Raw genomic sequence first — 13,012 nt, forward strand, 5'->3', positions numbered from 1 at the left:
AAACGGTCGCCGTCCGGTCACACAAGGCGCGTGGAGCGGTCACTGACGGCTGTGAGCATCGGCGGTATTCCGCCCAGAGAAAGGCTCATACCGTGTCAGAGCTGCTCGTGACGGCCGACCGCCTCGGCCATGAACTACCGCTGGGGCCCGTCACGCCCGCCGTGTACCGCACGTTTCTGGCCTCCGGCGAAGGCCGGGAGCTGGGCCCGGGATTCCTTCAGTGCCCTTCCTGGGCACAGGTCAAGGACGGCTGGCGCTCGCAGTTCGTGGGCTGGGGGCAGGACGCGGAGTCCGGCAGGCTGTCCGGTGGGGCGCTCGTCCTTCTGCGTCAACTGCCGGGCACGCGGAAGTACTTCGCCTACCTGCCGGAGGGTCCCGTCGCCGACTGGGCGGATCCCGGCATCGACAGCTGGCTCAGCCCCTTGCTGCGGCACCTGCGCGCGGCGGGCGCCTTCGCCGTACGGATCGGGCCCTCGCCGGCGTACCGCAGTTGGAGCGCTGCGCGGGTGAAGTCGGCGACGGGGCCGGGCCGCAGGCTTTCCGACGTCCTCGCGAGTCAGGTCGACCCGTTGGGCACGGCGGTCGCCGAGCGGCTGCGCGCCCGGGGGTGGCAGAGGTGCGGCGGGGAGGAGGACGGGGACGCGCAACCGCGCCATGTCTTCCGCGTTCCGCTCCGCGGGCGTGGACCCGACGACCTGTGGGCCGGGCTCAACCAGGAGTGGCGCCGCAACGTCCGCCGTGCCGAGAAGTCCGGGGTCGAGGTCGTCGTCGGCGACGCGGCGGACCTCCCCGAGTTCTACCGTCTGCTGCGGATCACCGAGCAGCGTGACGGATTCCGGCTGGGCAGGTCGCTGGAGTACTACGAGCGCCAGTACGCGGCGCTCAACGCGGAGGAACCCGGCCGGATGAGGCTCTACCTCGCCCGACACGGGGGCGAGACACTCGCCGCACACACCATGGTCCGCGTGGGATGCCGGGTCTGGTACCAGACGGGCGCCTCCGCCGACCACCGTCGCGAGGTGCGTCCCTCAAATCTTCTGCAGTGGCGCATGATGCTCGACGCCCAAGCGCTGGGCGCCGATGTCTACGACATGCGCGGGGTACCCTCGACCCTCGATCCCGACGACCGGGCCCACGGACTGCTGCGCTGGAAGCTCGGCACCGGAGGCGAGGTCGTCGAGACGCTGGGGGAATGGGAGAGACCGTTGGACGGCACAGCCAACCATGCGCTCCACCGCGCCTTTCAGGCGTACTTGGCGCGTCGATGAGCACTCCGTCCACGACGACGACGCCCGCATCCGACGTGGCGGCGCCGCCCCGGTCCCCCTCCGTCCTGCGCAGCGGCGCGATCATGGCCGCCGGGTCGGTCGTCTCCCGGACGACCGGGTTCGTACGGTCCTCCGTGGTCGCCGCCGCACTCGGCCTTGGGCTGGCCGCGGACGGGTACGCCGTCGGCAACTCCGTGCCCACCATCGTCTACATGCTGCTCATCGGCGGCGCCCTCAACGCGGTGTTCGTACCCGAACTCGTCAAGGCCGCCAAGCAGCACCAGGACGGCGGAGCGGCCTACACCGACCGGCTCCTCACCGTCTGCGTCCTCGTCCTGCTGGTGATCACCGGGGCAGCGGTGTGGGGCGCGCCCGCGATCGTCGGCGCGTACACCGACTACACCGGCGGGCAGGCCACCATGACGGTCGCCTTCGCGCGCTACTGTCTGCCGCAGATCTTCTTCCTCGGGCTGTTCACCCTGCTCGGCCAAGTGCTCAACGCGCGTGGCCGGTTCGGCGCGATGATGTGGACACCCGTCCTGAACAACGTCGTCGTCGTCGCGTGCTTCGGCCTGTACCTCGCGGCCGGCGACGGCGGGTCACTCACCACGTCGGAGACCGCACTGCTCGGGTGGGGCACCACCGCGGGCATAGCCGTCCAGGCGCTGGCTCTGGTGCCTGCCCTGCGCGCGGCCCGCTTCCGCTTCCGTCCCCGCTTCGACTGGCGCGGCAGCGGGCTCACCCGCCCGTTGCGGTCCGCCGGGTGGCTGGTGCTCCTGGTGCTCACCAACCAGGCGGCGTACTGGGTAACGACACGCCTGGCCACCGCGGCGGGCGTGCGCGCGCAAGCGGCCGGCATCGACGGGGGTGCCGGTTTCAGCGCTTACAACAACGCCTACCTGCTGTGGGCGGTGCCGCACGGCATCATCACGGTGTCGCTGGTGACGGCGCTGATGCCCCGGATGAGCGCGGCCGCCGCCGACGGCGACACGGTGGGGATACGGCGTGACCTCTCGTACGCGCTGCGCACGAGTGCGGCGGCCGTCGTACCCGCGGCGTGCGCGCTGTTCGCCCTCGCCCTGCCCGCGATGACACTCGTGTTCGGGTACGGCGAGACGGACGCGGGCGACATCGCCGTCATGGCGGGCACGCTGATGGCGTTCGCACCGGGGCTGATCGCCTTCTCGGGGCAGTACGTCCTGTCCCGCACCTTCTACGCGCTGTCCGACACGCGCACCCCCTTCCTCATCAACCTGCTGATCGCCGGACTGAACGCGGGCCTGTCCGTGACCGCGTACGTGCTGCTACCGGCGCGCTGGGCGGTGACGGGCATTGCCGGGGCGTACTCGCTGGCCCTGTTCGTGGGCTGGGCGGTCACCGCCCTCGTACTGAACCGCGGCCTCGCCGGGAAGCACACGCGGGCACCCACGTTGTGGCGGTCCGCGACGCTCGCCGCGCAGGCCCGGCTGCTGCTCGCCGCCGTTCCCGCGACGCTGGTCGGATACGTCACCGCGCGCTGGGCGGCCCCCGGCGGGCCGGCCGCGGCCACCGGCGCGGGGGCCCTGGCCATCAGCGCCGTCTTCCTCCTGCTGGCCCGCCCGCTGCGGCTGACCGAGATCGCCGCGCTCGTCACCGGCGCGGCCGCCCGCCTGCGCCGCAGGCGATGAGCGGCCCGCCCCTCCCTTTCACCCAGCTCCCAGGGATACTTTGCCCATGCCACGCGTGCTCCTCATCGAAGACGACCCCTCCGTGCGCGAAGGGGTCGAGCTCGGACTACGCCGGCGCGGTCACGACGTACGGACCGCCGCCACCGGCGAGGCCGGGCTCGCCGCGCTCGTCGAGTTCCGGCCCGATCTGCTCCTGCTCGACCTGATGCTCCCGGGCATGAACGGGGTGCAGGTCTGCCGCCGGGTGCGCGAGGACAGCCAGTTGCCGATCATCATGCTCACCGCGCGGGACGACGATTTCGACGTCGTCGTCGGCCTGGAGGCCGGTGCCGACGACTACATCGTCAAACCCGCCAGGACCGAGGTCATCGAAGCCCGCATCCGTGCGGTGCTGCGCAGGATCGAGGCGCCCGGTGGCGGAAGACCCGCCGTGGAGTTCCACGGTGACCTCGCCGTGGACCGCACCGGACTCACCGTCGCCAAGAAGGGGACGCGCGTCGCGCTCGCCCCGTCCGAGATGAAACTGCTCCTGCACCTGTCGGCAGCGCCCGAGCAGGTTTTCAGCCGTCAGCAACTCCTGGAGCACGTGTGGGAGCACAGCTACCACGGTGACGCGCGCCTCGTGGACACCTGCGTACGACGTCTCCGCAACAAGATCGAGGACACACCGGGCAGCCCACGCTACATACAGACGCTGCGCGGCTTCGGCTACCGCTTCGGGCCGCTGTGACCTCCCCCGGCGCCCACCCCTCCCGCGCCGCGAGCCGTGTTCCGCGATCCGACCGACCGCACCGGACAGGGCCGTTCGGCCTGCGTACCCGTCTCGTCCTCGCGTTCCTGCTGGTGGCAGCGGTCAGCGCCGGGACGACCGCCGCTCTCACCTACCGTGAGGCGCGCAACGCCGTTCTGGCCGGTGCCCAGGACACGGCGGTGACGTCTTTCCGCGAGCAGGCCGAGACCTTGGCCCCCTCACTGCCGGTGGACCCCGACATGCTCCGGGAGTCACTTTTCGTCATCGCGAGCAAGGCGAAACCGCGCCCCTGGATCGTCTTCGCCGAGTACGGTTCACTGCGCGTCTCCTCCGGCACCAGCCCCACCTCCTCGGTGGTCACCGCCGAGCTGCGGCGCATCGCCCTCTCCTCGCCGTACGGCGGTTTCCAGAGGGTCGTCAGCAACGACGTGCCCTACCTGACCATCGGCATCCCCGTCGTCACCAGGACCGACGTGAGCAGCAGCAGCCTGCCCACCGGGCTCCTCCTGTTCGCCGTGATGCGGATGACGGTCGAACAGGACAACGTCGACGCCTTGCTCACCGCCGCGCGCAACGGCGCGCTGCCCGGCCTGGTCATCGCCCTCGTGCCCGCACTGATCGCGGCGCGCAGTGTGCTGCGCCCCGTCCGTGCGCTGAACGATGCTGCCCGTTCCATGGGCAGCGGCCGCCTCGACACCCGTATCCCGGTCAGGGGGAACGACGAACTCGCCCGGCTGGCAGGTACGTTCAACGAGTCGGCCGGCCAACTGGAACGCTCCGTGGACGAGCTCAAGCGTGCCGAAGCCCGCGCCCGCCGGTTCGCATCCGACGTCTCGCACGAACTGCGTACCCCGCTCGCCGGGATGCTCGCCGTCACCGAGGTCCTCGACGAGGACGCCGACAGCCTCGACCCCGACACCGCGCGGGCGGTCCGGCTGATCAGCGCGGAGACCGGCAAGCTCGCCGTGCTCGTCGAGGACCTGATGGAGATCTCCCGCTTCGACGCCCGCGCCGCCGAGCTGAACACCGACGAGGTCGACGCCGCGGAAACCGTGCGCAAGACGCTCCACAACCGGCACTGGGACGGTCTCGTCCGCACCGAGCTGCGCGAGGGCATCAGGATCCGCCTGGACCCGCGCCGGTTCGACGTCGTGGTCGCCAACCTGGTCGGCAACGCGCTGCGGCACGGCAGCGGGCCCGTCACCGTACGGGTGGACACCGGTTCGGCCGCGGACGGGACGGAGGTGCTGGTCACCCAGGTCACCGACAACGGCCCCGGCATCCTGCCCGACGTGCTGCCGCATATTTTCGACCGGTTCTACAAGGCCGACGCGGCTCGTGTCCGCACGGCGGGCAGTGGTCTCGGACTCGCGATCACGCAGGAGAACGTGCGGTTGCACGGCGGCACCGTCCGGGCCGCGAACGGTCCGGGGGGCGGCGCGGTCTTCACGGTCGAGATACCGCTGGCCACTCGGCCCGGCGAAGGGGAGACATCGGAATGAGGCCGTTCCTTCGTCCTGCCGCAGGCGTGGCGGCGCTGGCGGCACTCACCGCGTGCGGCATCCAGGAAACGGATGTCGTGGGGGCGAGTGGCCCGGCGACCGTGGACATACTCCCGGCACGGCAGGTCCGGATGCTGCTCTTCTTCCTCTCCCCGGACGGCGCCCTGATGCCGGTGGCGCGGATTGTGGGCGACGGGGACTCCGGGGGTTTCGGCGGGGAGTACAGCTCCTCCACCGACGGCGGGGCCGATTCGGCTGCCCCCACCCGGCCGCCGACGGAGAAAACCGTGGCCGCGCTGGTTGCGGGCCCGCAGAAGGCGGAGCGCCGGGCCGGGATGCGCAACGATTCGTCACTGACCGCCGCGATCGCCGATGTCCGCATCTCACTGTCCGGCAAGACGGCGGACGTCGTGGTGGGCAACCCCGTGCGTGGTCTGACCGGACCTGCCAGACGTCAGCTCGTCTGCACCGTCGCGTATGCGGAGAGCCCGGACGGCAGCGTCATGGTGAGACTGCGGGGCACGGACGCTGCGTTGGCACCCGAGCCCTGCGACGCCTGGCCGACGCCGGCGCAACTGCGGACGCCGCCGGAGTAGCGGACGCCGGGCATGTCCGGGTCATCGGTGACGGCGGTGTCCGGTACTCCGGCGATTCCGGGCCGAATGCCGCCGGCCGCCGGGGCAGACCTCGATCATCGGCGTGTAGACCGCCATCGCCGGAAGACGTACGGGTCGAGCTCAGTGCGAGGGCGTTCAGGCGCGCAGGAATGCCTCAAGTGACGTCGCCAGTGCCACCGGTGTCTCGTGCATCGGGTAGTGGCCGCTGTTGGCGATCTCCTCCAGCTCCGCGTTCGGGTAGTGGGCGAGCCACGTACCGCGCATCACCTCGGCGGTCAGCGCGAGATCGTGCTCGCCCACGATGACCTTGACCGGGACGGGGCTGCCGGAGATCCGGTGGGCCAGGTCCGCGGTGACCCAGTCCTGGACGTACCCGCCGAACGCCTCACGGGTCGAGTGCTCGATGGAACGGTCGACCATCAGGGCGACCCACGCCCTGCTCGCGCGCTGCCCGGTGACCAGATCCACGATGGCGAGTCTCTTGTCGCGGTCGAGTGCGGCGCCGAAGAAGAGGGCTTCGCCGTCGGCGTCGAGGGGGTACGCACCGGCGGGGACCGGGGCCAGGCCGACCAGTTTGCGTACCCGGTGCGGGGCCTGTGCCAGCACCTGCTGGACGGCCTTGCCGCCCATGGAGTGGCCCACGAGGGAGAAGTTCTCCCAGCCGAGCTCGTCGGCCAGGGCGAGGGCGTCGTCGGCGATCTCCGCGAGCGTGTACGCACCGGTGACGTCCTTGCGGTCACCGTAGCCGCGGTAGTCGAGGAAGGCGTAACTGAAGGTGTCGCCGTCCAGATAGTCCAGGAAGGAACCCCAGCCGGCGCTCGTGCCGAACCAGTCGTGGAGCACCAGGACCTTGTGGTCTCCGGAACCGAGCAGGCGGTGCGCAGTGCTCATGACGAGGGTCCTCTCCTGGCGACGGCCGGCCGGATGGCCTGAAGCAGCGTGGCCGAGCAGTCGGTGCACTGTCCAGACCGCGTGGAGAGCGGCAGCGCGGGAACCGAGCTGCCGGACAGGGCACAGGGCAGTTCGCGGCCCGGCTCAGGCGCGCCGTACGACCGGGGAAGGTCAGGCCGTTGTCACCCGGATCGGGTGTCTGCCCTGTCCAGCCGCCAGGCGACCATTCCCGAGGCTCCCGGCATCGCGTCGGTGCCGATCCTGATCCGCGCCGATGACGCGGTGATGTCCAGGCGATACGGGACCCCGTCGCAGTCCACGGTCCGGCGGCCGGTGGCTTCGGGGGCGAGGGTGAGGGAGACGCGGCCCTGACCCACGCAGGCGACAGCCAGTGTGTACGTGTGTCCGCGTGTCAGTTCCGGCTCGGTGTGGAATCCGTCGGCTACGCGCTCAAGGCCCGCCTCGACGAACAGCGGACCGCTGTCGTCGGTCTTCTGGGTACCGAGTGCCGCCTCGGCCCGCTCGCCGAGACTCTCCTCCATGCGGCCTAAGGCCTGGGAGGGATGGGCCCGTTGCTCCGACGTGACCCCTTTCGGTGTGTCGGCCCTGACCGCTCGCTGGAGCCGCCCGTGCAGCCGGCGGCAAGGGCGGCGGACAGGACGACGTGGCAGAGGGCCAGGGAGCGTGAGCGCGATTGCCGTTTCACGCGGTCGGTCCCGCCGGACGGCGGCGGCCGCTCTCCACACTGCGGAGGCGGCGCCGCCTTCCGCTGTGCCTTAGGGCCACCGCCCCCGACGCCGGTCCTCATCGAATCACTCACGGGCGTTCCCCCTGCGACGGAACGGAGTTGACTGTTCAGGTCAGCTGCAACCTAAGCAACTTCCGCGATCACCGCGGTATATGCGGGATTTCCTGAGGAAGCCTTGAGGGAAACGGGCGGTGACTGCTCGTCAGCGGATGACGTCGAAGACGTTCTTCTGGATACCGTTGGCGTAAGCCTCGTGCTCGACCAGCTTCAGCTTCTGCGTGTCCTTGTCCGTGTCGCTGAACAGGCGCTTGCCCGCACCGAGCAGCAGCGGGAAGACGAGGAGGTGGTAGCGGTCGATCAGACCGGCGTCCGACAGGCTCCGGTTCATCGCGGCGCTGCCGTGGATGATGATCGCGCCGCCCTCGGTCTCCTTCAGCGCGGCGATGTCGTCGAGCGAGCGCAGGATCGTGGTCTCGCCCCAGTTCGTGACCAGGTCGTCCTGGGTGAGGGTGGTGGACAGGACGTACTTCGGCATCGCCCTGTACTCGGCGAAGTCCTCCATGTCCGGCCACACCGGGCTGAACGCCTCGTAGCTCGCGCGGCCCAGCAGCATCGCGGTCGCTTCCGCCTGCTCCCGGCCCTTGAGCTCATACGCCTCGGGGAGGAACTCCATGTCCTTGAAGGTCCAGCCGGAGTTGCGGTAGCCGGGCTCGCCACCCGGGGCCTCCATGACACCGTCGAGGGAGATGAAGGCAGTGCTGATCAGAGTACGCATCTAAGGTTCCCCGGTGTCTCGTGTCTGGTTCTCGGCAACTTCGGTCGGTGTGCGCTTCGGCCTCTGGTGGGGCTGTCGCCCGTACCGACATGATCTATGACTGCCGGGCATGAGGAAACTCATCGACACAGCGCGGGACGAACAACAAAGAAAGATCACGATCACGTCCGACCGGCCCGTGCCGGGCTCGACGCGGCCATCATGCGGTCATCGGACGCAGGACGGGCTGGACGGACCACCGCGGCCGGAGAACGGACCGGGGAGCGGGGCGGGGAGGAAGAAACCCATGCGTGAACGTGTGGACGAACGGCACAAGCGGGTGATCCGGCTCGTGCGGGAGCGCGGAAGCGTGCGCATCGCCGATCTGGCAGCGGCCCTGGGCACCTCCGTCGAAACGGCCAGACGGGACGTCGCCGCACTCGCCGACGTGGGGCTCGTACGGCGACTGCACGGATCAGCCGTCTGGCCGACAGCGCGGCTCAGCCCGCGCGAAACCCGCCTCGCACGCTCGGCACCTCCCACCGCCCCGGGAGGACTGATGCTGGGCATGGTGGTACCGGCGGCCGGCTACTTCTATCCGTCGGTCATCCGCGGTGCCCGGGACGCGGCGGCGGCCGTCGGGGCGCGGCTGCTCGTCGGCACGACCGACTACCGCAGGGACCAGGACGCGACCCGCGTCAGGACCCTCGTCGAGGCAGGCGCCACCGGTCTGCTCCTGACCCCCAGCTGGGGCGTCGAGGGGCCGGACGAGGACGACCTGCGGCAGCTCGCGGACCTGCCGGTCCCAGCCGTCCTGGTGGAACGGCACGTCCCGGTGGGCGCTCCAGGTGCCGAGGGCGACCGGGTGAGCTCCGCCCATGCGCAGGGCACCGCCTCGGGGGTACGCCATCTCGCCGCCCTCGGCCACCGTCGCGTAGCCCTCCTCTCCCGGACCACGCATTCCTGCCCCTACATCCGGCGCGGATACCACGCCGCGATCGACTCCCTCGGACTCCCCGCGGACGACCTGTCCCCGCACGGGTCCACCGGCCCCGGCGGATTCGAGACGTTCGAGCAGGACGTGGACCGGCTCCTCGACCTCGCCGTCAACGACGGGGTGAGGGCCGCGATCGTGCACACCGACGCCGACGCGATCAACCTGCTCCAACGGCTGACGGTCCGTGGGCTTCGCGTGCCGGAGGACTTCGCGATCGTCTGCTACGACGACGAGCTGGCCGGCCTGGCGGACGTACGGCTCACCTCGATCGCGCCGGCGAAGCACGCGATGGGCGAAGCGGCTGTGAAGCTCCTGCTGCGCCGGCTCCAGGAACCGGGCGCGGAGAGCTCACACATCGAGCTGATGCCGCAGCTGCGCGTGCGGGAGTCGTGCGGCGCCCACGCATCCGACCGACCGTTCATTGACCGTTTCTTGACCGATTGAACGTCGATCGTTGACTTCGCGATGCGGGAATCCCAGTCTGGCCAACCAGTAGGACCGCTCACCGCGGTCCGATCCGTAGATGTCCGGCACCCTGCGAGGCCTCCCGAGCGCCGCCCGTGCGCACCCGGGGCTCCGCGTCGGCCGGCGCAGCCACTACGGGGATGGCCGTAGGCCGGGCCGGGAGTCCGACTGCAAGGCATCCCCACAAGGATGGGATCCTCCATGACTGCTTCGGCCTGGCATCGTCGCGCCTTCCTGTACGCCGCCGGGGGCACCGCCCTCGCCGCGGGGCTCACAGGACTGGTACCCGGCCCAGCCGTCGCCGGTGAAACGGTCACCGTGGACGAACAGTTCGCCGCCCTTCGGGCGAAATGGCGTGATCTTGTGCTGGGTACGGGGTTCAGTCCGACAGCCGAGCCGTTCAGGACGCTCCTCGCCGGCCTCGGCACGTCCGCGCGGGACTACCTGTCGACCATCGCTCCGGCGAGCGGCTCGCTCTGGCCGGGGCTGGTGTGGAGCGACCCGGAGCCCGACCTGGACGCGGAGTCGTACGTCTTCTCGTCGCGTATGAACGACACCTTCACGAGGCTGAACCTGATGGCGCAGGCGTTCTGTCAGCCCGGCACCGGGCTGACCGGTGACACCGAGCTGCTGAACGCGGTCGTCGCGGGACTCGACCACGTCCACGCCGAGGTCTACAACGAGAACACCACGCGCTATGGCAACTGGTGGAACTGGCAGATCGGCGGTGCGCAGGCGCTCATGGACACCTGCGTGCTCCTCCACGAACACCTGAACCCGGACCGGATCGCCGCCTTCTGCCGGGCCGTCGACCATTTCGTGCCCGACTCGGCGGTGGCCGAGTACACCGGCACCAGCACGGGCGCGAACCGTGTCGACCTGTGCCGCAGCATCGTCCTGCGCGGCATCGTCGGCGAGGATCCGGACAAGGTCGCACTCGCCGCCCGTGCGCTCGCTCCGGTCTTCCCCTATGTGACCTCGGGTGACGGCTTCTACTCCGACGGCTCGTTCATCCAGCACCGCAACGTGCCCTACATCGGCGGTTACGGCGCCGTGCTACACGACGGCGTGGGACGCCTGCTCGCGCTGCTGCGCGGATCCGCCTGGCAGCTGAACGACCCGAACACCCAGCTCTTCCTCGACACCGTCGAGAAGGCCGTCGCACCGTTCATCTACAACGGACTGATCATGGACAACGTCACCTCGCGCGGCATCAGCCGCAGCGGTGGCAACGAGCACCAGCGCGCCCACGGCCTGCTCGCCACCCTCGTGCTGCTCGGCCAGGGCGCCGGCGCCGAGGAGAACGCCCGCTGGCGGGCGATGGTCAAGGGCTGGATGCGGCGCGACTACCACTACCCGCCCCTCAAGAACCCCGGTCTGAGCCTGATCCGGGCGTCGCTGCTGCAGGGTGTGCAGGACGACGCGTCCGTCATGGAGGCCCCCGAGCCCGTCGAGCACCGGCTGTTCCACCACATGGACCGCGCAACCCACCGCCGTCGCACCTGGGCCGCATCGGTCTCGATGGCCTCGAACCGCATCGCGCACTACGAGTTCGGCAACGGTGAGAACGCCCGGGGCTACCACACCGGCTCCGGCTGGCTCTCCTGGTGGGGCGACGACTTCGGCCTGGAGCAGTACTCCGACGCGTACTGGCCGACGGTCGATCCCTACCGTCTGCCCGGCATCACGGCTTCCCGTAAGCCACTCGCGGACGGCGAAGGAGGCAACTGGGGTCAGCCCATGCCCGACGCCGCCTGGGTCGGCGGCACCACCGACGGCGAGTTCGGCGTCACCGGCCAGCACCTGAAGGGCCTGTCCGGCACGATGGAGGCGAAGAAGTCCTGGTTCTGGCTGGACGACTCCGTCGTCTGCCTCGGCGCGGGAATCACATCGGCCGACGGATTCCCCGTCGAGACCACGATCGACAACCGCCACCTCGGCACCAGCGGTGCGCCCGCCCTCACCGTCGACGGCAGGCAGCAGCCCACGGCCCAGGGCTGGTCGGCGACCTTCGAGAACGCCGGGTGGGCGCACATCGCCGGCCAGGCCGGTTACGTCTTCCCCGGTGGAGCCAAGGTCGACGCGGTACGCGAGGAACGGACGGGCGCCTGGAAGGACATCAACGCAGGCGGGCCGGCCGACCCCCTCACCCGCCGCTACCTGACCCTGTTCACCGACCACGGCACCGACCCGGTCGACGGCCGTTACGCGTACGTCCTCATGCCGGGCGCGAGTGCACAGGCCACGGCCCGGCGTGCCGGTGACCATGACTGGCTCAGGATCCTCGCGAACACGGGCACCCGGCAGGGTGTACGGGTGAGCCGCCTCGGACTCACCGCGGTCAACTTCTGGGCACCCGGCACCGTGGAGAGGATCACCGCGAACGCGCCCGCCTCCGTGCTCGTCCGTGAGCACGGGAACGGCACGGCGACGATCGTCGTCTCGGACCCGTCCAGGCAGGCCACCTCCCTGGAGGTCTCCTGGAACCGGCGGGTCACCAAGGTGCTCTCCAGGCCGTCCACCCTGGTCGGCGCCACCACCGGGCCTTCGTTGAAGCTGACGTTCGGCGACCTCACCGGCCGGGCGGGCGCGCCGCAGAGGGTGACGGTCCGCCTCGGCTGAACCGAAGCGGCGGTGGCCCTCACCGCCCCACCCGAGGCCGGGGCCACTGCTCCCTACCCACTCCCCCGCTCCAGCGCGGCGCCGCGGGCACCGGCTGCTCCTCACCCCCTTGGCGGGATGGTCACGACCGGGCCTCCATGGGTGGCAGGGCCGCTATGACACGGTCCAGTCCGGGCAGCGGTTTCGATCCGTCCGTCACCACCTCATGGCCCTGATACACGACAGCGGTGGTGAGCCCGTCGGGGATGGGCTGCTCAGCGAGGTTGACCCGGGGCAGGGTCGCGAACTCCGACTCCGCAAGAGCCGCACGCAACGCCGCCAGCTCCGCGGGCTTCATCCGCCCCTTCCCCTCGGGCTCCCCGCGCGACAGCGTCGCGTACGAACCGTCGCCGTCGATGAGCACGCTCCGGTGCCGACCGTCGATCCCCCCGCTGACCGTCACGACGACAAGGAGGTCGTCCGCACGCACAGGGTCAGCGGAGGCGGACAAGGTTGGTGTGGAGGCAGGACCCGAGGACGTGGACGACGGTCCGGCGGAGGCGGTGGGGGTAGCGGCGTCGGTGGCGCCCGAGCCGGCACTGCTGGGGGATGCCCCAGGCACTCCCTCGGACGAATCAGCGCCGCTCCCCCCGCCACATCCCGTCAGCAGAATCACCGCGCTCATCAGCGCCGAGCACGCCGCTGCATGGCTCCTGCTCCGCTTCATATGTCCCTCCGCTGTCCCTCCGCC

The 13,012-nt window shown here is 70.5% G+C and carries 11 protein-coding genes; 7 read left to right on the forward strand and 4 right to left on the reverse strand.

Annotation, left to right across the window (positions count from 1 at the left end):
- Positions 1 to 92 precede the first annotated feature (92 nt).
- The 5 genes from AB0C82_RS29375 (at position 93) to AB0C82_RS29395 (ending at position 5,784) form a co-directional block, all read left to right on the forward strand.
- Positions 93 to 1,268 carry a peptidoglycan bridge formation glycyltransferase FemA/FemB family protein gene (locus AB0C82_RS29375; protein ID WP_362847632.1) on the forward strand — a complete coding sequence of 392 codons (1,176 nt, stop codon included), beginning with the start codon at positions 93 to 95 and terminating at the stop codon, positions 1,266 to 1,268.
- On the forward strand, positions 1,265 to 2,935 hold the full coding sequence (gene murJ, locus AB0C82_RS29380) for a murein biosynthesis integral membrane protein MurJ (RefSeq protein WP_362847634.1): 1,671 nt from the start codon (positions 1,265 to 1,267) through the stop codon (positions 2,933 to 2,935). The genes AB0C82_RS29375 and murJ overlap by 4 nt, the downstream gene beginning before the upstream one ends.
- A gap of 46 nt (positions 2,936 to 2,981) precedes the next feature.
- Complete coding sequence (locus AB0C82_RS29385) at positions 2,982 to 3,665, forward strand: response regulator transcription factor (protein ID WP_362847636.1); 684 nt, start codon at positions 2,982 to 2,984, stop codon at positions 3,663 to 3,665.
- A gap of 80 nt (positions 3,666 to 3,745) precedes the next feature.
- Positions 3,746 to 5,188, forward strand: coding sequence for a HAMP domain-containing sensor histidine kinase (locus AB0C82_RS29390; protein ID WP_362847971.1), 1,443 nt, complete (start codon positions 3,746 to 3,748; stop codon positions 5,186 to 5,188).
- A complete protein-coding gene (locus AB0C82_RS29395; protein WP_362847639.1) occupies positions 5,185 to 5,784 on the forward strand; it encodes a hypothetical protein in 600 nt (199 codons plus the stop codon). The genes AB0C82_RS29390 and AB0C82_RS29395 overlap by 4 nt, the downstream gene beginning before the upstream one ends.
- A gap of 156 nt (positions 5,785 to 5,940) precedes the next feature.
- Here AB0C82_RS29395 and AB0C82_RS29400 read toward each other — a convergent pair whose 3' ends face one another.
- The 3 genes from AB0C82_RS29400 to AB0C82_RS29410 all read right to left on the reverse strand — a co-directional run bounded on the left by AB0C82_RS29400 (position 5,941) and on the right by AB0C82_RS29410 (position 8,219).
- The gene (locus tag AB0C82_RS29400; RefSeq protein WP_362847642.1) at positions 5,941 to 6,696 is read right to left on the reverse strand and encodes an alpha/beta hydrolase; all 756 of its coding nucleotides are present in this window, start codon (positions 6,694 to 6,696) and stop codon (positions 5,941 to 5,943) included.
- Between the two features lie 182 nt (positions 6,697 to 6,878).
- The gene (locus AB0C82_RS29405; RefSeq protein WP_362847644.1) at positions 6,879 to 7,238 is read right to left on the reverse strand and encodes a hypothetical protein; all 360 of its coding nucleotides are present in this window, start codon (positions 7,236 to 7,238) and stop codon (positions 6,879 to 6,881) included.
- Between the two features lie 408 nt (positions 7,239 to 7,646).
- Positions 7,647 to 8,219 carry a dihydrofolate reductase family protein gene (locus AB0C82_RS29410; protein WP_362847646.1) on the reverse strand — a complete coding sequence of 191 codons (573 nt, stop codon included), beginning with the start codon at positions 8,217 to 8,219 and terminating at the stop codon, positions 7,647 to 7,649.
- A 286-nt stretch (positions 8,220 to 8,505) separates the two neighbouring features.
- Between AB0C82_RS29410 and AB0C82_RS29415 the strand changes: the two genes are divergently transcribed.
- Both AB0C82_RS29415 and AB0C82_RS29420 read left to right on the forward strand, forming a co-directional pair.
- Complete coding sequence (locus tag AB0C82_RS29415) at positions 8,506 to 9,639, forward strand: substrate-binding domain-containing protein (protein WP_362847649.1); 1,134 nt, start codon at positions 8,506 to 8,508, stop codon at positions 9,637 to 9,639.
- A gap of 222 nt (positions 9,640 to 9,861) precedes the next feature.
- Positions 9,862 to 12,282, forward strand: coding sequence for a polysaccharide lyase 8 family protein (locus tag AB0C82_RS29420; protein ID WP_362847652.1), 2,421 nt, complete (start codon positions 9,862 to 9,864; stop codon positions 12,280 to 12,282).
- A 121-nt stretch (positions 12,283 to 12,403) separates the two neighbouring features.
- Here AB0C82_RS29420 and AB0C82_RS29425 read toward each other — a convergent pair whose 3' ends face one another.
- Positions 12,404 to 12,751: a hypothetical protein gene (locus AB0C82_RS29425; protein WP_362847654.1), complete on the reverse strand. Its 348-nt coding sequence runs from the start codon at positions 12,749 to 12,751 to the stop codon at positions 12,404 to 12,406.
- Between the last annotated feature and the right edge of the window lie 261 nt (positions 12,752 to 13,012).

Origin of the sequence: Streptomyces sp. NPDC048560 (genome assembly GCF_040650955.1) — a bacterium.
Taxonomy (GTDB): Bacteria; Actinomycetota; Actinomycetes; order Streptomycetales; family Streptomycetaceae; genus Streptomyces.